The 20,384-nt window shown below is 70.0% G+C and carries 16 protein-coding genes; 1 reads left to right on the top strand and 15 read right to left on the bottom strand.

The window, feature by feature from the left end:
* Positions 1-211: 211 nt before the first annotated feature.
* From BL254_RS20050 to BL254_RS26425, 14 genes are all read right to left on the bottom strand, one after another.
* Positions 212-1,456: an acyl-CoA dehydrogenase family protein gene (locus BL254_RS20050; protein ID WP_083731238.1), complete on the bottom strand. Its 1,245-nt coding sequence runs from the start codon at positions 1,454-1,456 to the stop codon at positions 212-214.
* 98 nt (positions 1,457-1,554) lie between these two features.
* Positions 1,555-2,913, bottom strand: coding sequence for an FAD-binding oxidoreductase (locus BL254_RS20045; RefSeq protein WP_086055561.1), 1,359 nt, complete (start codon positions 2,911-2,913; stop codon positions 1,555-1,557).
* Positions 2,914-2,995: 82 nt separating this feature from the next.
* Positions 2,996-3,322: a hypothetical protein gene (locus tag BL254_RS20040; protein WP_047224334.1), complete on the bottom strand. Its 327-nt coding sequence runs from the start codon at positions 3,320-3,322 to the stop codon at positions 2,996-2,998.
* Positions 3,319-4,617: an acetyl-CoA carboxylase biotin carboxylase subunit family protein gene (locus tag BL254_RS20035; protein ID WP_047224335.1), complete on the bottom strand. Its 1,299-nt coding sequence runs from the start codon at positions 4,615-4,617 to the stop codon at positions 3,319-3,321. The genes BL254_RS20040 and BL254_RS20035 overlap by 4 nt, the downstream gene beginning before the upstream one ends.
* Positions 4,614-5,765, bottom strand: coding sequence for an FAD-dependent oxidoreductase (locus tag BL254_RS20030; protein ID WP_047224336.1), 1,152 nt, complete (start codon positions 5,763-5,765; stop codon positions 4,614-4,616). The genes BL254_RS20035 and BL254_RS20030 overlap by 4 nt, the downstream gene beginning before the upstream one ends.
* The gene (locus BL254_RS20025) at positions 5,755-7,311 is read right to left on the bottom strand and encodes a class I tRNA ligase family protein (RefSeq protein ID WP_076844552.1); all 1,557 of its coding nucleotides are present in this window, start codon (positions 7,309-7,311) and stop codon (positions 5,755-5,757) included. The genes BL254_RS20030 and BL254_RS20025 overlap by 11 nt, the downstream gene beginning before the upstream one ends.
* Positions 7,308-7,709, bottom strand: coding sequence for a cupin domain-containing protein (locus tag BL254_RS20020; RefSeq protein WP_047224338.1), 402 nt, complete (start codon positions 7,707-7,709; stop codon positions 7,308-7,310). Before BL254_RS20020 ends, BL254_RS20025 begins: the two co-directional genes overlap by 4 nt.
* Positions 7,709-9,001, bottom strand: coding sequence for a lysine N(6)-hydroxylase/L-ornithine N(5)-oxygenase family protein (locus BL254_RS20015; RefSeq protein ID WP_076844550.1), 1,293 nt, complete (start codon positions 8,999-9,001; stop codon positions 7,709-7,711). Before BL254_RS20015 ends, BL254_RS20020 begins: the two co-directional genes overlap by 1 nt.
* Before the next feature lie 295 nt (positions 9,002-9,296).
* Positions 9,297-10,565, bottom strand: a complete 1,269-nt coding sequence (locus BL254_RS20010) for an MFS transporter (RefSeq protein ID WP_052914833.1) — start codon at positions 10,563-10,565, stop codon at positions 9,297-9,299.
* Positions 10,566-10,682: 117 nt separating this feature from the next.
* Positions 10,683-11,513 carry an isocitrate lyase/phosphoenolpyruvate mutase family protein gene (locus tag BL254_RS20005; RefSeq protein ID WP_083731236.1) on the bottom strand — a complete coding sequence of 277 codons (831 nt, stop codon included), beginning with the start codon at positions 11,511-11,513 and terminating at the stop codon, positions 10,683-10,685.
* 385 nt (positions 11,514-11,898) lie between these two features.
* On the bottom strand, positions 11,899-12,738 hold the full coding sequence (gene ddaH, locus BL254_RS20000; RefSeq protein ID WP_047224351.1) for a dimethylargininase: 840 nt from the start codon (positions 12,736-12,738) through the stop codon (positions 11,899-11,901).
* 461 nt (positions 12,739-13,199) lie between these two features.
* Complete coding sequence (locus BL254_RS19995; protein WP_139342415.1) at positions 13,200-14,843, bottom strand: NB-ARC domain-containing protein; 1,644 nt, start codon at positions 14,841-14,843, stop codon at positions 13,200-13,202.
* A gap of 170 nt (positions 14,844-15,013) precedes the next feature.
* Complete coding sequence (locus BL254_RS26430) at positions 15,014-15,361, bottom strand: hypothetical protein (RefSeq protein WP_139342414.1); 348 nt, start codon at positions 15,359-15,361, stop codon at positions 15,014-15,016.
* A gap of 388 nt (positions 15,362-15,749) precedes the next feature.
* A complete protein-coding gene (locus tag BL254_RS26425) occupies positions 15,750-15,938 on the bottom strand; it encodes a hypothetical protein (RefSeq protein WP_139342413.1) in 189 nt (62 codons plus the stop codon).
* Positions 15,939-16,541: 603 nt separating this feature from the next.
* Here BL254_RS26425 and BL254_RS27380 point away from each other — a divergent pair.
* Positions 16,542-16,679, top strand: a complete 138-nt coding sequence (locus BL254_RS27380; RefSeq protein ID WP_175648428.1) for a hypothetical protein — start codon at positions 16,542-16,544, stop codon at positions 16,677-16,679.
* 473 nt (positions 16,680-17,152) lie between these two features.
* On the opposite strand, the gene BL254_RS27375 is transcribed toward BL254_RS27380, so the two are convergent.
* Positions 17,153-19,804: a bifunctional diguanylate cyclase/phosphodiesterase gene (locus BL254_RS27375; RefSeq protein ID WP_175648427.1), complete on the bottom strand. Its 2,652-nt coding sequence runs from the start codon at positions 19,802-19,804 to the stop codon at positions 17,153-17,155.
* Positions 19,805-20,384: the final 580 nt, after the last annotated feature.

Genomic DNA, 20,384 nt, shown 5'->3' with positions numbered 1-20,384 from the left:
GCGGATCGAAATGGTCTCATGTTCTTTCCATTCACGATGATAATGCCGAAGACGTCGATGATGCCGAAGCAGCGTTCGACGGGACCGCGGACGGTCATCGTCCGCGACCGGTCCGGACACCTGCTTTTCCGTCGGCCCACCCCTGAAAACGCGCCGACAACACGAATGCCGAATCACACGGTCACGGACGGGACAACTGCCTGCGAGAACGTCATACAATGCCGAGGCAGAGCGGGAAACCGGGCCTGCCGCCCAGCAGATGGGCACCGGCCGACTGCAGGATGCGGTCCTGGGCGACGATGTGCTGGCACATCGTGTTCGTGTCACGCAGCCACCGGTCCAGCGGGGACGGCCGGTAGATCGAACCGGTCTGCAGCAGGTCGTAGAGCCGGCTCACGATCGACCGCGCCGTTCGGAAGGCGTGCAGGCGCGACAGCGGCAACGCGGCCCGCTCGTCCGGAGTGAGATCGTCGAAGGTGCCCCCGGCGGCCAGGACGTCGTGCTGGCGCCGCATGCTKCCGTACACCCCGTTGCGGGTGGCGACGAAGTCGGCCTCGCAGCCGGCGATGACGACCTGCATGCGGTAGTCGTCGGCCGCGGCGGCGCCCGTCGGACGTGCCCGGCTGGCGATGATCTCGCGGGTGTGGTCGAGCGCGGCGCGCGCGATGCCCAGCGGCACGCCGGGCATGTTGCGCATGTGCACCTCCGGCTGGGCGAGCGCGCCGGTGCCGTTGCGCACGGCCCCGAAGACAAGGGTGTRCTCCTCGGGGACGAACACGTCCGTGATCGTGTAGTCGCAGCTTCCGCTGCCGGCCAGACCGGTGGTGTACCAGGTGTCGACGATCTCGACCTGCTCGCGCGGCACCATCATCAGCCGCGAGTCGTGCGGATCCCCGTCCGGGCCCGGCTCCGGCCGGCCGTCACGGTAGATGAACGCCCCGGAGATCACCCAGTCGCTGTGGGTGATCCCGCTGCYGAACTGCCAGCGGCCGGTGAGCCGGTAGCCGCCGGGGACGCGCTCGGCGTGCCCGGTCGGGAACAGCAGCCCAGCCGTGATCATGTCCAGGCTGGGGAACATCTCCTTGGCCACCGGCTCGTCCAGGAACGCGGCGTAGAGCCCGGTGTCCGAACCGATCATCGCGCACCAGCCGGCGGACGCGTCGCCGTAGGAGAGCGCCTCGATGACCTCGGTCTGTTCCACCGAGGTGAGCTCGGGGCCGCCCCACCGGCGCCCGAAGCCCATCCGGAACACCCCGGTGGCACGCAGTATCTCCACCACGTCCGTGGGCAGCCGCCGCGCGCGTTCGATGTCCTCGGAGCGCTCCCGCAGCCGCGGGGCGGCCGCCCGGGCGCGCTCGAGGATCTCCCTGCCGGTCCGGGGTGGCGCCTGCGCGGCCAGGCCGGCCGGACCGGGGCCGGCCGCGGCGGGCTCACGGTAGGTCTGTGTCTCGGTCATGTGATCGCTCCCCTTGGATGCGGTGGGTGCGCTGGTGCCGCGTCAGCCAACGCCTGCCCCGGGCGCGGCGGACGGGACGAACGCCGGCTCACGCAGCGCTAGATCGCCTGGGCGAAGCGGAAGACGCGGTCGGGGTCGTAGCGGTGTTTGACCTCGTTCAGCCGCGCCAGGTTCGGGCCGTAGTAGGCCGACCGCCAGTCAGGAAGATCAGGATCGGGAAAGTTGACGTAGGCCGCGTCGGAGGCGAACGCGCCCATCTCCTGGTGCAGGCCGGTCAGCCACTCCAGGTTGTCCCGCGCCACCTCGGCGGGATCGTCGGTGTTCCACGAGGTGTCCATGCTGATCAGGAACAGCACATCCCGGTGCGGGAACGCGGTGTCGGCCACCGGCACCCGGTTGATCGCGCCGCCCCAGGTGAACAGGGCGACGCCGGCACCGTCCGGATTGCCGCTGCCCGGCCACTTCTCCAGGGCCGCCAGCACGGTCGCCACGCCCGCCTCGGGCAGCGGCTGCGGTACGCACCGGGTGCGTACCGCGAACGCGCCGCCCGAGGTGGTGTGGTGCAGGTAGTCCACGGCCTCCCAGTAGGTCCGGTCGGCGATGTCCGCCCGGTACGGCGTGGCGGCCGCCAGCGCGGGCTCGAGCAGCTCCCGCAGTTCCTCGGCCGGGCCGAGATGCTGCCCGATCATCGAGACCGTGCCGTCCTGGCCCGGGGCGCGGCTCGCGCCGATACGGGCGGCGAACGCCTCCGGCGCGCGTCGCATGACCTCCTGCGCGGTGCTCAGCACCTCGGGCGCGTGCTCCCAGGACCACAGCAGCAGGCAGGTGGAGCTGGCGGGCGGCACCGGCCGGGCCTGGAAGGTGAAGGAGGTGTTCACCCCGAAGTTCCCGCCGCCGCCACCTCGGCAGGCCCAGAACAGGTCGGCGTTCTCGGTCCCGTCGCAGGTGAGCGTCGTGCCGTCGGCGAGGACGACGTCAGTGCGCACCAGCGCGTCGCAGGTCAGCCCGAAGGCGCGTGACACCGCCGCGACGCCGCCGCCGAGCACCAGCCCGCCGATCCCGACATCGTCGGAGTTGCCCAGCGGGAACGCCAGGTCGTGCGGGCGCAGCGCGGCGTAGATCGCCTTCATCCGGGCGCCGCCGCCGACGGTGACCAGTCCGCTCGACGGGTCGACACGCACCTCGTCCAGCCCGCGCAGGTCGAGCACCAGCCCAGTGTTGACCGAGCTGCCCGTATAGCTGTGGCCGCCGCCCCGGACGGTGAACGGTGTGCCGTGCTCGCGGGCCCAGCCGATCGCCCGGCCGACGTCGGCGGCGTTCGCCGCCGTCAGCGCCGCGGCAGGCCGGACGTGGTGGTAGCGCTCGTTGAACGCCCTGCTCGCCTCGGTGAAACCGGCGTCGCCCGGCAGCCGCAGGCGGCCGTCGACCAGGCTGCGCAGGCCCTGCCAGCCGGCCACCCCGGCCACCCCGGCCACCCCGGCAGACCCGGCGGTTCCAGCCACTCCGGCGGCCTCGGACGCCCTGGTCGCGCCGGGCATCTCAGCTCACCTCCTCGAGGTAGGAGACGCCGGCCTCGGCGTGCGCGCCGTAGCGCTCCCACTCCTCGCGCAGCACCAGCCGTCCGCCGTCGTCCCGCTGCGGGGTGTTCACGGTGTGCCCGGAGATCACCCGGCCGTCGACGAGCGCCATGGTGTAGGACAGCCGCAGGGTGCCCTCCGGCCCGCAGGTACCGATGATCGCCCCGCGGCGCACCTGCCCACCGGCGAAGTCCGCCCACACCAGATCGCCGTCCTGGTGGTAGCGGGCGACCGTGCCGTCACCGCCGCCGGCCCTGCGGAACAGCCGCCCGTCGTAGTTGATCGTCATTCGTCCACGTCCAGGAGGCCGGCGGGCATTTCCAGGGCCGTGCCGGGCGGGGGCGGCGCGACCGGGTCGGCGTCCACCGTGACCAGCGCGCTCGCCACGTCCAGCCGCTCGACGCAGGTCGGTGTGTCGTCGGCCTGGCACACCACGAAGGAGTGGCGGGCGATGTAGCCACCCGGCGGCAGCCGCAGCGTGGTCCCGGGCTCGACCATCCGGGACGCGGTGACCAGCCCGGGCGCCGCCTGTGGCACGCGGACCGACCGCACCCGGCAGTCCCGCTCCGGGTAGCCGAACCGGATGCCGGCGACGCCGCGCCTGACCGGCACGATGTCCGGTCGCTGCCCGACGGCGACGTCGACGAGCACCTCACCCGGGTCGATGCCGGTGGCGAGCCTGCCGAGGAACGGGATCAGGTCGCCGCCGAGCCTGCCGTTGATCTCGATGATCAGCGGGCCCCGCTCGGTGAGCCGCACCTCGGCGTGGGTGATGCCGTTCTCGATCCCGAGGACCCGGTGTGCCCTCGCCAGGGTGTCGATCAGCACGGAGTCGTGCAGGAGCGGGTCGGCCGCGTCGACGACATGGCCGATCTCCTCGAAGTAGGGATGCGCTCCGGTACGCTTGCGGGCCACGAACATCGGCAGGTACTCGCCCTTGTGCACGGCGGCGTCGACGCTGATCTCGGGGCCCACGGCGTAGCCCTCGACGATGGCGCCGCCCTGGTACGACCTGTCGCCGATCAGGCTGGCCTGGTCCGCGACGCGGAAGGCCTCGTCCAGCTCGGCCTCGTCGGCGGCGAGGACGACGCCCATGCTGGCGCCGAGCGCTCGGGGCTTCACCACGACCGGGTAGCCGATCCGCTCCGCCGCCGCCCGGGCCTGCTCGGCGGTGGCCGTCATCTCGAACCCGGGCTGCAGCAGCCCGGCGGCGGTGAGCCGGGAGCGGGTGTCGTACTTGTCGCGGCACCCGTGCACGCCGGGGATGCTGAGGCCCGGCACGCCGAACTCGGCGGCGAGCTCGGCGGCGGACATCACCAGCGGCTCGTCCCAGCACAGCACGCCGACGACCGTGTGCCTGGCCGCCACCTCGCGGGCCGCGCCGGCCAGCAGGTCGTGGTCGAAGACGTTGACCACGGTGATCTCGTCGAAGTAGCCGCGCTGCCAGGTGGGCCGGAGGTTGTTGATCAGTACCAGTTCGAGGCCTGCTTCCCGGGCCCGCGCGGCGGCCGATCGGACCAGGTACTCGCGGTAGAGCTTCAGCCCACTGCCGATCACCAGCAGTACGTTCCTGGAGCTGTTCATGCGTACTCCTTCCAAGTCGGCGCTGAGCCCACGGCGTTCTCAGCGGTGGTCTCGGTGATCTGTGCGGCGATCCGCGCGGCGACCAGGGGCGCGGTGCGGAATCCGTCGCCGCCGGCGGCCGCGCACGCCCACACCGCCGGACCGGGACGGACGAGACGGGCGCCACCGGTGCCCGCGTCGACCAGGTAGTGGCACTGCCTGACCCGCCGCACGGTGTAGCGCTCCGGGCCGGTCAGGATCGACGCCACCAACCGGTCGACGTCGACCGGCCAGGAGCCGACACCGTCGGAGCCGTCAGCGAAGCCGTCCACGGAGCCGTCAGCGGCCCTGTCCCCGGGGCCGGCCACCGCGTCGACCTCCCGGCACACCGCGCTGGAACTGACCTTCAGCAGCGTTCCCTCGCCCGGCGGCAGCAGCCAGGACCGCCCGTCGGCGCCGACACGCCCCGCGCTGGGCGCGCGCTCCCACCAGCGCGCCAGCTCCGCGGGCGGACTGAGGTACACCATGGCCTGGCGGTAGAGCACCATCGGCAGGTCGACCAGCTCGCGCGACCACGGCCCCGCGGCGACGAAGACCAGGTCCGCGCCCAGCCGCCGGCCGCCGGCCAGCACGACCCGTCCCGCGTCGGCGTCGACCGAGACGACGTCCTGCCACGGCAGCACCGTCACCGCGGCGTGCGCGTCCAGCCACCGGGCCACGGCTGTCAGGACCCGCCGCGCCAGCAGCACGCCGGCGTCGTGCTCGAGCACCCCCACCGAACCCGCGGGGAACCTCATGTGCGGCAGCTTGTCCGGCTCGACGAGCTCGACGGGCAGGCCGGCGTCGGCGCCGGCCGCGGCCACCGCGTCGGCCTCGCCGGCGGGCCAGGCGGTCACCACGCCGACGCGGCGGTAGAGCCTGGCGCCCAGCAGCCGCTCCAGCGCCAGCCACTCGTGGTGGGCGGCCGCGACCCGCCGGGTGGCGGCCCGGTCGGCGGGGTCGAGCGCCCGGATCGCCCGGTGCTGGTCGAACGAGCTGGACACCGGATTGGGGACGGGGCCCCGGTCCACCACGGTGACCCGGTGGCCGGCGAGCGCGCACCGCAGCGCGGTCAGCAGGCCGACGACACCCGCCCCCACGACGAGCACGTGCCGCGTGTCAGGCGGCATCGCGCGCCACCCTTTCGCTGAGCCTGGGCATGCTCCTGGGCACGATCTCGGTCACCGCGCGGCCGGCGGGGAGGATCGCAAGGTCCGGCAGCGCCCGCTCGGCCAGGTCGATCAGGATGGGTGCCGCGCAGCGCAGCACCGCCTCGGTCTCGTGGCAGAAGTCGCCGCCCTCGCCCGGGCCCACGGCCCACCCGTCCAGCCGGGCCAGCTGCTCGACGAGCGTCTCGGCCGCCCGGTTGAGGCTGAAGTAGGGCATGTCGTAGGCCGCGACGAAGCGTTCGGTGATGAGCGCGACGGCTGCCCGGGAGCGTTCGGACACCACCAGCGGCCCTCGGCCGACCCACCTGTCGATCTCGGCCGCCACCCGGTTCCACGGCTCGACGAGACGCGAGCGGGTGATCCGGGCCAGTGCCTCGCGGCTGAAGTTGGTGCGCTGGAACTCCGGGCTGGTCGTGGCCAGGTGGAACCGGATCAGGTCCCTCGGCACCTCGGCCGCCAGGTCCCGTCCCCCCACCACATGGCCGCGGCTGGTGGAGAACTTCGCGTTGTCCAGCTCGTAGAACTCGTTGGTGAGGAACAGCTCCGGCAGGTCGTAGCGGCCGTCGTGCGCCAGCAGCATCGCGATCCCGGCGACCGCGAACGGGTAGATGTTGTCGAAGCCGAGGAAGTAGACCACGGTCGAGCCGGCCCCGGYCAGCCACAGCTCGTCCTCGGCGGCCAGGGGTGTGCCCCGGCGCTCGGCCGACAGCGCGGAGCAGTACATGCTCCACGCCATCGGCTCGGCGTTCGGATTGATCACCTGTCCGGTGACCTCGGGGAAGAGCGCGGGGATGCCCCAGGAGCCCGGATAGGTGACCGGATAGTCCGGCAGCGGCCGGGAGAGCATCTGCTGGACGGCCTGCGCCATGTGCGGGCGCATCATCGCGGCGTGGCCGGCGAAGTAGTCGCGCAGCCCGTCCCGGTACTCCTCCATCGGCAGCACCAGGACCCGCGCCTGGCGCGACCGCACCGGCTCGTCCGGGTACATGGTCGAACGCGGGTTGAGCAGTTCCCCGGCGGGGACCGGATGGGCGCAGCTCTCGCACAGCCCGGCGCACCCGTCGGCCAGGCAGACCGGGCAGCTTCCGCGCACGTACCCGTCCACCAGGTACTGCCCGGTGCGCGGCAGGTACGGGAACGTCATCGTCCGCAGCCGGAGCTTCCCGGCGGCGTACAGCCGCTCCAGGAAACCCCAGACCATCTTGGTGAACCGTTCGTCGACGCTGGTGAAGCCGTCGACCCCGATCCCCGCCGCCGCCAGGGACGCCTCCACCTGACGGGCGGAGCGGGCCACCAGCCGCGTCGGCGTCGTGCCCAACCGGTGGGCCGTGGTCACCACGTAGCTCGGGGTGTCCTGGATGCCGGTGCCGAAGATCACTTCACGGCCGGTCGCGCGCGCGTACCGGGTGTACACGTCGGCCGCCAGGAACGGGCCCGCCAGATGCCCCAGGTGCAGGTCGCCGTTTGCGGTGGGAGCCGGCGAGATCACCACTGTCCGCCCGGTCATGACGCCTTCCTCCCGAGCGCCCCGGGACGGTTCTCCCCGGGCTTCTCAAGACGGCGCAGGAAGTTGACCGCCATCTCGCCGTCCCACCAGAGGCCGTAGTACTCGAAGGCCTCGGTGCTGTCGTTGACAACCTGGTGGGTGCTGCCGGGCGGCAGGTGCGCGATGTCGCCCGCGGCGAACTCGTACCGCTCGCCGTCGACCAGCAGCGTCGAGCTGCCCGCCATGGCGATGAAGATCTCGTGCTCGTGGTGGGCGTGCGCGGTCGAGACGCCGCCTGGCCGCAGCACACACCAGGCGCCCTCGAACGGCGCGTTCAGCGCCGGCCAGGGCAGCAGCCGCTGCGAGTCGAGACCGTAGGCACGGGTCAGGTTCGCCCGGTCCAGTCTGCGGATCTCCATCACGCGCTCCAGGCCACCGATGTCGCCACCGATGCCGCACGCCGGTCGAGCAGGTCGGCGAGGATGTCCTGGGAGCGGTGGGCGAGCACGCTGATCAGTGAGTCCGAGATGCCGTGGGTCCGCTCGTTGACGCCCTGCAGGTACACCGCGCCCCATGCCGAGTCGTCCAGGTCGACGCGGTAGCGCCGGTTGACCGTGATGTCGGCCAGGCCCAGCCGCCCGGCAAGGTCCCGCACCAGCGCGGGCATTCTCGGCTCGTACCCGGTCCCCAGCAGCACCAGGTCGCAGCGCAGCGGCTCGACCTTGCCGCTGCGGCGGTCCCGCAGTTCCAGCACGACGTCGTCGCCGTCGACCCGGGCGCTGATGATCTCGGTCATCGCCCGTACCGCGGATCGCTGCTTTCCCAGCATCTTCTGCTGGTAGAGCATCGAGTACAGCTCGTCGAGGAAAGGCTCGGCCAGGCCGGCGTAGTTCGTCAGATGCATTTCGTGGAGAATCTCCGCGCGGATCTCGGGTGCGCTGTCGAAGAAGTCGTCGACGAAGGAGGGGAAGAACAGCTCGTTGACGAACTTGCTCGTCTGGTAGTTCTGCAGGCCGACGGAGCGCACCAGCAGGGTCGGCCGGCTCAGCGGAAGGTCCTGGTGCAGCGCCATGAACATCTCCGCCGCGCTCTGCGCGCCGCCCACCACCACGGTCCGCAGCGGCCGGTCGGCCGGCACCTGCGCGATACGGGTGCAGTACCTGGTGCTGTGGATCAGCCGGTCGGCGGGCAGCTCGCGGAAGACGTCGGGGACGTGGGGATCGCGGCCGGCGCCGATGACGAGGTCACGGCACCGTATGGTGCCGCCGTCGCTCAGGGTGACCGTCCATCCGACTACCGTGCTGTCGGCGGCCCGCCGGGGCTCGATCCGCTCGACCCGGGCGCCGTAGCGGATGCCGACGTGCTCCAGGGAGTCCGCAACCCACTGCTGGTAGTTCGACAGCTCCCAGCGGAACGGGTTGAACGTGCCCAGGTTCACGAACTCGTCCAGCCGGCCCTGCTCGTGCAGGAAGTTCAGAAAGGTGAACCGGCTCCGCGGGTTGTGCAGGGTCACCAGGTCCTTCAGGAACGACACCTGGCTGCGCGCCCAGGGCAGCAGCAGGTTGCGTTGCCATTTGACGTCCGGATACTGCTCCAGCAGCAGGGTGTTCTCCGCCAGCTCCCGTACGCCGGACTCCTCGATGCCGATCGCCAGCGCCAGGTTCGCCGGCCCGGCACCGACAGCCAGTATGTCAACCTCTTGGTCGGTCAAAATCCCACTCCGATCACCGTGGTCCTGTTCGTCTCAGCCGGTCTCGGTTCACCGGTACGTGTCGGTTCACCGGCACAACACAATTCAATACGACAGGATCATTGATCGAAAGGATTGGTCGACGAAGACAATCAAATGCGCGGGACGGCGAGGCACGAAATAACGCCGCCCGACGCGGGCGGCGTTATCCGGCGTACCATCTTCTCGACGTGCCACGTTCTTTTCAGCGGGCCATGTTCCGTTCCGAACGTCAGGTTCCGCTCAGCACCATGTTCTGTTCAGCACTGTGCCCTGTTCAGTGCGCCGCTGCTTTCTGTTGCGCCGTTACTTTCCGTTCGGCGCGTCCCACGTTCTCCCGCATGCCCACCAGCGCGCACAGCGCGGCGATGACGCCGACGACACCGCACAACAGCCAGACTCCGTTGGCCAGCCGCTCCCACGCGAGTACGCCGAGAACCGGCCCGAGCGCGAGGCCGAGCCCGAACGTCGCCTGGTGCACGCCGATGTAGCGGGCCTTCACCGCGGCCGGGAACCTGGCCGGATGCGCGAACATCGTGGGCCCGTTGATCATCACGCCGGTCACGAACACCACCGTGCTGACGATGATCAGCGCGGCCGAGTCGGTGGCGAGGCCGTACGTGGCGAGGCCGACCCCCATGACCACGGTGCCGAGCGCGCCCACGAGATTCGGCCGCCAGCTCCTGACGTACGAGGTGATCTTCAGCTCGCACAGGATCAGGGTGACGGATGACGTGGCGAGCGCAGCGCTGTACAGCGCGGCCGGATGGCCGTCATCGGAGATCTTCAGTGGCAGCGCGACCACGTACTGCATATAGATCATGGAACCGAGCAGCACCGAGGCCAGGAAGAACAGGTAGTTGCTGTCCCGCAGCGGCACACCGTACCCGGACCGTCCGCCCCCGGCCGGTTTCGTCTCCTCCGGTGTGGCCGGCGTGTCGGGCAGGAAGGTGTGCGCGACCACCGCGTACACGAGCGCGGTGAGCGCGTCGAGCCAGAAGAGCAGGTTCCAGTCGAGCAGGATCAGCCCGGCGGCGATCAGCGGGCCCAGCGCGGCGCCGATGTTCAGCGCGGTCCGCATCATCGAGAACCCCATGACCTGGTGTTCTTCCGGCATGAGATCGCTGAGCAGCATCGCCGCCGCGGGCCGGTAGGACTGGGTGGCCAGACCGGCCAGCCCGACGGCGACGAATATGAGGCTGAACGCCGACAGGCCGCTCAGCCACGGGACGAGCCCCACGATCACGGCCGAGGTCACCATCGAGCCGGTGATGGTCGCCCGCGGGCCGATCCGCTGGGTCAGCTCCCCACCGAGCAGCGTGCCGAACACCGCGCCCACGCTGTATGCCGTCAGCGCGAGGCCGGCCTGGCCGACAGAGAATCCGCGAACCGTCAGATACAACACCAGGAATGTCTGCACAAACGCGCCCAGCTGGTTGACGAGCACGCCGCCCAGCAGGTACCTGACCGATGGCGGTGTCGCCCGCAGGGTCGCCAGCACTCCTGCCGAGGAATCCGCTTCCGCTGAATTCTTTGTTTTAGTCATCTGCGCCATGACTCGATCTCAGCAGAAGCGTTCGTTGACCGACAGGGTTGACCGGACCGGACAATCAATCGCCGGCCGCGCCGGCCGCGCCGACCATCGGCCGAACACGCCGACCGATCAGCTGAACAAACCGTTGATGCCGCCGAAGTCGAGGGCTCCCTCGAGCTCGGTGTAGGTACCCTTGACGAGCAGTTCGATGGCCGCGCGCTGGGCGACCGAGTACGCCGCCTGGCTGATGCCGGTACCGACGCTCACCCGACGCACGCCCACCGATTCGAACTCGGCGACGGTCGGGGCGCCCGGCCCGGCCATCACGTTGATCGGCAACGGTGACGCCGTCACCAGTGAGGCCACGACGTCCAGGTCGAGAAGACCCGGCACGAAGAGGCTGTCGGCGCCCGCCTCGGCGTAGGCCGACGAGCGGGCGAGCACGTCCGCCAGCCGCCCTTCGGGCTCGCCGATACCGAACAGGAAGACGTCGGTCCGTGCGTTGACCAGCAGCTCTGGCAGCCCTGCCCGCACCGCCGCGGACCTGGCGGCGCGAAGCCGCTCGGCCTGCGCGGCGACGTCGAACAGCGGGCCACCGGGGGCCCGCGAATCCTCGATGTTCACCCCGACCGCGCCGGCTGCGACAACCGCTTCGATGGTCGCCGCGACATCCTCGGACCCGGGGCCGTATCCCCCTTCCACGTCGGCCGTGACCGGGACGTCCACGGCGGCCACGATCCGCCGGACCTGCTCGACCGCTTCGGCCCGGGTCAGGTGCTGCCCGTCAGACCTGCCGACCGACCAGGCGACCCCCGCGCTCGTCGTGGCGATCACCTTCGCGCCCGCCCGCGCGATCAGCGCGGCGCTGGCGGCGTCCCACGCGTTCGGCAGCACCAGCACCCCGCTGGCGTGCAGCGAGCGCAACAGCTCCGCCCTGGTCCGCTGAACTGTCTCCACCATGATCTCTCACCCCTCGGTCATGTCGAGTCAGCCGTATCGAGCTACCCGACCGTTCATATAGACGAATGTGTCCCGRCGGGCCCGCGGGCAGAATCGACACGACATATCGACACGGCGGGGCAACACGACAGAGCGGTTCGGCGGAGCCGTCCGATACAGTCGTTCTGTATAGCCGTCGTCCGGTATAGCCATCACCCGGTATAGCCGTCGTTCGGTACAGCCGTTCGATCTCGGTGCCGAGCGCACCGGGCAACAACTGGCCAGCGTTTCGAGCATATACCCGGCCGGGTTGGCCGCGACCGATCGGGTCGTGCTGTCGACGGTCGCGCCAACCCGTGAATGCCAACAGGCAAACAGATCCTGACAACCGGTGGATCCGGCCGGCTCACCGGCCGCGCCGCGGTCCTTCGGTTTGTCCGGCGCGCAGCTCCAGGGTGCAGCACTTGACGCTGCCGCCGGCCTTGAGCAGTTCCGACAGGTCCGCGCCGATCGGCTCGAAGCCGCGCTCGCGCAGCTGGCTGATCAGCCCGGTGGCGGCCTGCGGCAGCACGACATGCCGTCCGTCGGACACGGCGTTGAGGCCGAACGCCGCGGCGTCGTCGTCGGACGCCGTGATGGCGTCGGGGTAGAGCTCCTCGAGCAGCCGGCGGCTGCCCGCGGAAAAGGCCTTCGGATAGTACATGACCGTGTCGTGGTCCAGTACGGCGAGCGCTGTGTCCAGGTGGTAGTAGCGCGGATCGACGAGGGTCAGCCCGACCACCGGCATACCGAAGAACTCCTGGGATTCCAGGTGCGCCTCGGTGTTGGTCCGGAAACCCGATCCGGCCAGCAGCCGCGGCCCGGCGAGAAGATAGTCGCCCTCGCCCTCGTTGATCCACCGTGCCTGCCGGACGTTGCGGTAACCGTGTTCCCGGAACCAGCGCAGGTAGGCGGCGGACTCCGGGCAGCGGTGCGTGTGCCGGAAGCGCGCGACAAGCGCCTGGCCGTTCACCACGGTCGCGCCGTTGGCCGCGAACACCATGTCCGGCAGACCGGACCGCGGCTGAAGCTGTTCCACCCGGTGCCCCAGCTCGAGATAGAGATTGCGAAGCCATTCCCACTGGGCGACGGCGACCTCGGTGAAGGTGGGTTTCTTGGGATCCATCCACGGGTTGATCGAGTACTCGACGTCGAAATACGTCGGCCTGACCATGAGATAGTGCCGCCTGGTGGCTGTACGTCGCACGCCGTCCTCCATACCGCCTGTGAGCGCTGTTCTGTCACCGTGCCACACCGGATGGCACGGCTGGCCGCAAAAATGGGACCGGTGTCCTGTGGGGGGCTTTGTCCAGACCGCCTGGAACCGGGCGTTCGGGTCATGGCGGGCGTCTCGTGGTATCGCGGGCAGCAGGGTGCGTGGCCCGATCCGTCGATGCCGTGCGCGTATGGCCGTGGCCGGGCTGTCCCAGGTGTGGCATCCGTATGACGCGACGGGACCCGGCCTGTCGGCCAGCAGCACCCTGACGCCGGCCAGCGGCGCGCCGCCGCCACCGCTGGCCATCTGTCGCGATCCGCATGGCACACCTCTTGCGGGTGAATACAGCATGTTGTACACAACACGAACTTCCGATATCCGGTGACGCGCATGTGCCGGCACCCGGCGACCTCCGTCGCCGGCGAGGCCGGTCCGTGCTTCATGCCGGACCATTACGCGTCGGCGACAACCGTTCGACTGGTTCGTGCACCATTCAAACCACACGTGACGTTGACCGGAAGGACCGCCGAATCCGAACAATCAACGTCGGACCTGGTGGCCGGCAGGGCTGGCAGCGCCGGCCCGACGTCGCGGCGGAGCGGTTCGAGCGACACCCTCCGCGCCCCACCCTCCACCAGCGAGACCGACAGCGGCTCGGCGTCCCGTTGCACGTTCCCGGCGAACGCGCTGAACAGCCTTGACACACTGTAACGGCCGGCGACACTGGCCCGCCGCAGCAGGCCGGCGTCCACCATCGACTCCAGCAGTTCGTCCGCCGACTCGATCGGTACGCCCATGTCAGCGGCGACACCGATCGCGGTCGCCCATCCCGCCCTGTTCCGGCCGAGCTGGTGGACGAGCGCCTGCCCGGCCGGCGACAGCAGCTGGTATGCCAGGGCGAACCGGTCCCGCACGTTCACGTCGCCGACGCTGAGGATGTCCAGATGGATGTCATGATCAGCGAGCTGGCTGGCGGTGTACGCGATCGTCAGCTCCGGCCGGGCCGCTATCTTCCTGGCGACGATGCTGACGGCGAGTGGCAGGTCCTCGCACAGCTCGGCGACGGCGTCGGCGGCTTCGTGTTCCGCCCACACCCGTTCCGCGCCGGCCAGCCGGCCGATCAGTGTCATCGACTCCTCCCGGGTGAACGTGTCCAGATCGATCCGGTGCGTGCCGTCCAGCCCGAGCAGCCGCGCCCTGCTGGTCATCACGACCTGGCTGCGCGCGGTCTGCCCCAGCAGCGGCCGGACCCGCTGTTCGTCACGGACGTTCGCCAGCAGCACGAACAACCTGCGCTGAGCGAGCAGCGAGCGGTACAGACCGATCTGCTGCGCCGGATCRTCCGGCACGAGATGGGTGGGCACCCCCAGCGCGTGCAGGAAACCGCGCACAATGCTGTTCACGGGGCGGCTGGCCGTACCGCAGCCGCCGAGATCCGCGTAGAGACGGCCGTCCGGGAAGTCGGCGGACACCTCGTGGGCCAGCCGGAGCGCGAATGCCGTCTTGCCGATCCCGATCGGCCCGCTGACCAGCAGCGGCATCCTGGCCGGCCCGGCAAGGCCGATCAGCCGGGCCGCGGCARCCAGTTCCCGCGCGCGGCCGACGAACGTGCTCGACCCCATGGGCAGTTGGGCGGGACGGACGAGACTGGTCACCGTACTGGTCGCCACATGCGTGACGGCCTGCACCCCGGCCAGGCCGAACAGGCTGTCGGCCGACAGGACGGACGGCTCCCGGTCGTCCTGGGAGCTGACCGCCACACCTACCTGGCCCACCTGGCCCAACTGGCCCAACTGGCCTGGTGGTTGACCTGCCTGGCCCGGTGGCTGGCCTGGCTGTCCGGCGATCTCCCGCCAGCGCCGCTCCCAGGCCACGGGGTCTCCCCCGCATGCGGACACGAACGCCAGCGTCACCGCGAGGGTGGGCAGCCGGTGGCCGCTGGCCGCGCTGGACAGCACGGACGGCGCGAACAATGCGGTACGGGCGAGTTGCCGGTAACTTGGACTGCCTGCGCGCTTCCGTAGCGCGCGCAGATCGCGAGCGAATTCGGCGATCGGGCCGTTGGCCGCGTCCAACGGCCTCTCGGGCCTGCCCATGTCCATCCCTCTCCTGGCGTCACATAATTTCCGGTCCGCTACTTCGGGTCTCCGGTGAGCCGCTTCCTGAAATCCTGGTACGACACCTCCACCGTCATGGAAATCCCGTCCGGACAGCTCACGTCAGTKACTCGTGACCCCGGCCCCGACACACGTAGGGCGAACATTTTTCAGCATCGTCCCAACAAGGCTCGCAACAGCGTGTCGGCCCACGACGAAACATGTTCCGTATCACCTGGCCCAGAGTTCCGAAAATCCTTGCACAGCCGTTTTTCATATCGCCGGAACAGCGTACGTGGCTGAGAGCGGTTCGGGGCTTCCTGTTTAGCGGTGACGGCGGGGCGGCGCTCGACCAAACCTGCCAGGAAACTACCGGACAGAGTGAAATTGGAGGTGACGGCCGGATATCTGACCAGCCATTTCTCCATGTCCCGAGCGCCGCGGGTGGGCAAACTACCCAGGTCGGTGCGAGGCTGCTGGCCGGCGCACCGGACAGCGATCTCGTCAATGAACATCATGGCATCTCCGTGCGATGCCGGAGCAAACACCACCAACAACCTCCCCCGTTCGGCTCCCAGCGTGGCAAAGGGGTTTGCCGCGCCGCTCCGGGCGTGACCCCGGGTACACCGTAAGGTACCGGTCACCGGAACACGGTCGGCCGCGGAACACCTGGTTGCTCGGCCGCCGCACGTGCCGGCATGCCATTTCCCCAACGGTGGGCCCGGCCAGCCCGGCCTGGCGCCCTCGACCGGTTCCCGGAACAACTTCCTGGATCAACGCCATCAGCTCGAACTTCTTTTCCCCGGACGGCACATGACACGTGGCTGCCATGAGCTCGGTAACACCGGACCCGAAATGATAAAAGGGCCTCTGCCAGGAGAGGCCGGACAGGTGGATCACGTATGTTCAGTCCCGGCTGTTCGCGGCGGTGACGGCATCCCGTTCTCCGACACCGGCCCCGTGGAACGGCCCGGAGAATTCGACCGCCCAGCTGCCGGYCCTGGCGTACCCGGCCGCGCCGGTCAGCCCGACAGGTGTTCCGACCATCGAGCGCAGGCTGGTCGTGGTCACGGGACGCACCAGTCCTGCCGTCATGATCGTTCTCCTTTCCCGTCCGGACGCTCGCGCGTATGCGGTGGGAGCCGGGGTTCGCTCTCGCCCCGCCGAGGACGCCGGGCCAGGATGAACCGGGCCAGGAGGACACCRGCCAAACGGCATGGACGACGGACGGCGGCGCCGACCCGTAACGGAACCACCATTATCGAAACTACTACCATTGGTGCACCGATTATTAATACTTCGACGGAGCGTGACAACCCGTCAGTCGGCTATCCGACACAGATCACGCGGACGACTGACAAGAAATCCCGAAAGAAAATATGATCAATGCTGCAACCTGCGACGACGCGCGCCGTCCATGATCAGGAGAGGAATTTTCGACCGGCCCCTGATTCCTCGCCGGCCGCTCTCTCCTTCAGCGTATTTTCAGTATCATCTTCACCCTGACATGATCAGGACTAGATTAGCGAGACGACAACACGCACGAACGCCCGGGGCGCAGCCGGCCCGGCTTCGTGCCGGGGCACTCCTCGAACAGCGCTTCCGGCCCGATACGCCGAGCTCGAACCCGGCGGGACAGGCGCTACAAGTGATGACATCGGGTGATATGATCCCTCACGACGAGGATCCCGGTTCGGGATGATTCCTTGGTTCGGGATGATTCCTTGGTTCGGGGTGGTGCCTGTTGCCGGCGCAGGCCACAACAACGACTTCTTTTCCGTGGTGTTGTCTGCAACTCGGGAAAAAGGCCGGCCCGGCGAGTTGATGGTCGAATGATCAGGGGCGTGTGGACGCGGGACAGCCACTCCGGGCCAGCGTGCTCCCAGCCGTCCCGGCAGCCTCCCGGCGCAGTGCCGCCGACGAAGGCCCGACTGCCGCACTCGACCAGCCCCGGTGCCTGAATCCTCGGGCAGACAAATCCTCGGGCCGACGCCGCCCTTCGACCCGTCACCGTATTTCTGAACGCCGCCCGACCGGCGGCGGTGTCAAGGATGTCGACACCGTACCCACCGCTCCCGATGGCTGTTGCCACGGCTGGAGCAGTAATGTGGCGGACCCGGGCCGCAGGAGGGCGAAAAACCACGCCACCGCGCCGTTCACGCCCGCGTTCGCCCACCTCCCGACGGTGTTCGGGACACGCGTGGGGTCGCGCGGCGGGACGAATCAGACAGGCGTGCCAACCGGGTTTCACCGATTGGTAGCAGCATTCACACGACGGTGTGTTGTTTGTTCAGAGGCGGGATTTCGGGTCAGCAGCGTTCGATGGCGATGGGCTGCCAGTCGAGGGGGGCCGGCAGGTCGGGTTGCGGGCTGGCGAGGAGACGGCCCTGGACGAGGTCGCAGCGCAGCGTCTGGAGCGCGGCGAGCTGTTCGGGTGTTTCCACGCCGTTGGCGACGGCGGTGAGGCCGAGGGTGTGCGCGAGGCCGATGACGGCGGCGACGACGGCGTGCTCGGCGGGGTCCTCGGTCATCCGCGCGACACACCTTTTGTCGATCTTGAGGCCGTCGAGGGGTGCGCGGTGCAGGCAGCTCAGTGACGAGTAGCCGGCACCGAAGTCGTCGACGTACAGGCTGACCCCGCGGGCGCACAGGTCGCGCAGAGCGGCGGTGACGGCGGGGAYGTCGTCGGCGAAGGCGCTCTCGGTGATCTCCAGGCCGAGCTCGTAGCGGTCGTCGGCGTTGGTGGCCTCCAGCAGCGCGATGATCTCGGACAGGAAACGGGGATCGGCGAGCTGACAGGCCGAGACGTCGACGGCGATCCGCGGCGCCACACCGGCCGGCAGCTTCGGCGCCCACCTGCCGGCCGTCCGGCAGGCCATCTCCAGGACGCGGCGGCCGAGCGGAACGATCAGCCCGGTCTCCTCCGCCACGGCCAGGAACGCGTCGGGCTCGAGCAGGCCGCGTTCGGGATGCTGCCACCTCAGCAGGGCCTCCACGCCGGTGAGCTCGCCGGCCATGTTCACCACCGGCTGGTAGAACAGCCGCAACTCGTCGGTGACGAGCGCACGGCGCAGGTCGTTCCCGGTCCGCATGCGGCGCCGGGCCCGGGCCCGCATGGTCTCGTCGAAAACCATGTGGCAGCTGCGGCCCTGCCGTTTGGCGGCGTACATGGCGATGTCCGCAGCGCGCAGGATGTCCTCGGGGTCGGACAGCTCCGGGCCGGAGACGGCGATGCCGACGCTGGCAGTCACGGTGATGGTCCGCTCACATGCCGTCCTGGGGATGGCCAGCGTGCTGACGAGGCGTTCGGCGACCRCCTCGACGCAGGACGCGGACGTGATGTCCTCACACAGGATGGCGAACTCGTCGCCGGAGAACCGGGCGACGGTGTCGCCGGGGCGGACGGCCCGGCGCAGCCGCCCCGCCACCTCGCGGAGCAGGTCGTCACCGGCATGATGACCCAGCGAGTCGTTCACCGTCTTGAAGCCGTCGAGGTCGACGAACAGGACGGCGACCCGACGCGGCCGGTCGCCCCGGGCGCCGGTGAGCGCCTGGTGGAGCCGGTCGAGCAGGGCGGTGCGGTTGGGCAGCCCGGTCAGCCCGTCGTGCAGGGCCCGGTAGCGAGCGTCGGCGGCGCGGGCCCGCTCCACCTCACCGGCCCGCGCGACCACCACCGCGGTCGAGATCTGACCGGCCAGCAGCTCGACGAAGTCACGGTAGTCGTCGTCGGGGGCGAGCCGGTCGTTGACCCCGACGAGCAGCAGGCCGATGGCCAGCCCGTCGCAGCCCTCGGCGAGCGGCGCGGCGATCGCCGAGGCCGGTGGCCGGCAGCCGCTGGCCAGCCGGATCGGGAACCGGCCGGGCAGTCCCCGGACAGGACGCGCCTGGCCGGAGAACAGCGCGTCGGCCAGCTCGGGGAGGGGGGCCTCGGCACCGAGCGCGCCGAGACGGTCGATGTCCCGCGGGTCACCGGCCAGGCCGCAGGACGCCGCCGGCCGCAGCACCGGCTGCTGCGCGTCCGGGTCGCGCATCAGCAGGACGCTGTAGGAGACGTCCGCGGGATACCGGCCGAGCACCTCGATGACGCGGGTGCACACCTCCCACGGGTCGTACGAGTCCGCGGTGGCGGTGGCGAGCTCGCGCAGGCAGGCAAGCCGCCGGGTGGCGAACACCTGGCGGGTCGTCTCCCGCCCCGTCGCCATGACAGCGGCCACGCCGCCGTCGCCCATGACGTCCCGGACCGGGCTCAGGGAGAGAGTGAAGTGGCACTCCTCCTGATATCCGCGGCGGTCGAGCAGGAGGAGCTGGTCGTCCGTGCTGACGGCGGCGCCGCCGGCGAGCACCCGCTCGAGCGCCGGACCCATGATCTCCCAGGTCTCCGGCCAGACCTGCCGGAACGGCCGGCCCAGGGAGCGTGGATGTTTGTGGCCGAGGATCGRCAGGTAGGCGTCATTGTAGATCATGATGAGCTCGKGCCCCCACAGGAGCGCCTCGGGAAAGRCCGAGTCCAGGCAGATGCTCACTGCCATCCGCAGGGTGGAGTTCCACTCCTCGGCCGGGCCGAGCGCGGTGCCGGCCCAGTCCGTGGCCGCTGCCAGCCGTCCCATCACGCCTCGGGTGGCGAACATCCGGCCGTCCGCGCCGCCGGTACCGTCCACGCCGATGCCGTTCAGGCCAGTGTCCAGACCGGTATCCAGAGCGGTGCCGTCCAGCCCTGCGCTGCTCTGGCGAACGCCGGCCAGAGCGGCGCTGCTCGGGCAGAGACCGTCCGAGCCGGCGGTGTGCGGGCCGACGGCACGCAGGTCGACGCCGTCCGGGTTGGCACCGTCCGGGTTGTCCCTGGCAGCATCCACCGTGTCCATGGTGTCTGCCGAGAGCACCGTGTCCACCGGAGCCACGGCGTCCACTGGAACCATGGCGCCCGGGCCCCGGCCCCGGCCGATGTGTGGCCGCGCGGTCACCGTGACGCCTCCGGTATTAACGGAATATGGTGGATTCGAGCGTCCTGAACCTCCCCCCGCCGCGCGGCTGACACGGATGGGGCTGCCGGGCTTGCGGCGTCGCGGGCCGGCACAGACACGCGCGAACTACAATAAGTAACAAATATGCTACCGATAGTCATAGTGTCCTTTGCGTCGAAGCTACGGACACCGCGGGGCGTCTGCCTGCTGCGGCACCCGCGAGCCGGCCGTAGTGGGTCCATCGAAGAACCCGACCGGGGCGCCAGCCACCATTCCCGGCCGAGGGTAGTGACGGGAACATCGACGTGGCGCAAGCGTGTGCGCTCGGCTAGGCTCTTCGCCCGAAAATCGGGGCGTCTTGCCGAGGCTACTCCTTCTTCTGGCCGTCGGCAGTTCCTTCTTCCGGCCCTGGCGGTGCGTCCCGGCCCGTCTCCAGCGGTCCATCCGGCCCCCGCCCCGGGCTGCCGGCCATCGGACGGCCACCAGCCGGCTACCAGGGCAGTGCGGTCCGTTCACGCTTTCGCCGGCTTCGGCCGGTTTGTCCCGGGGATCTGGTTCCCGGCTGTCGAGGCGGGGCCGG

Origin of the sequence: Protofrankia sp. BMG5.30, assembly GCF_001983005.1 — a bacterium.
Classification (GTDB): Bacteria; Actinomycetota; Actinomycetes; order Frankiales; family Frankiaceae; genus Protofrankia; species Protofrankia coriariae.
Note: the sequence above shows the minus strand (reverse complement) of the source record. Positions and strands in the feature narration are given on the sequence as shown.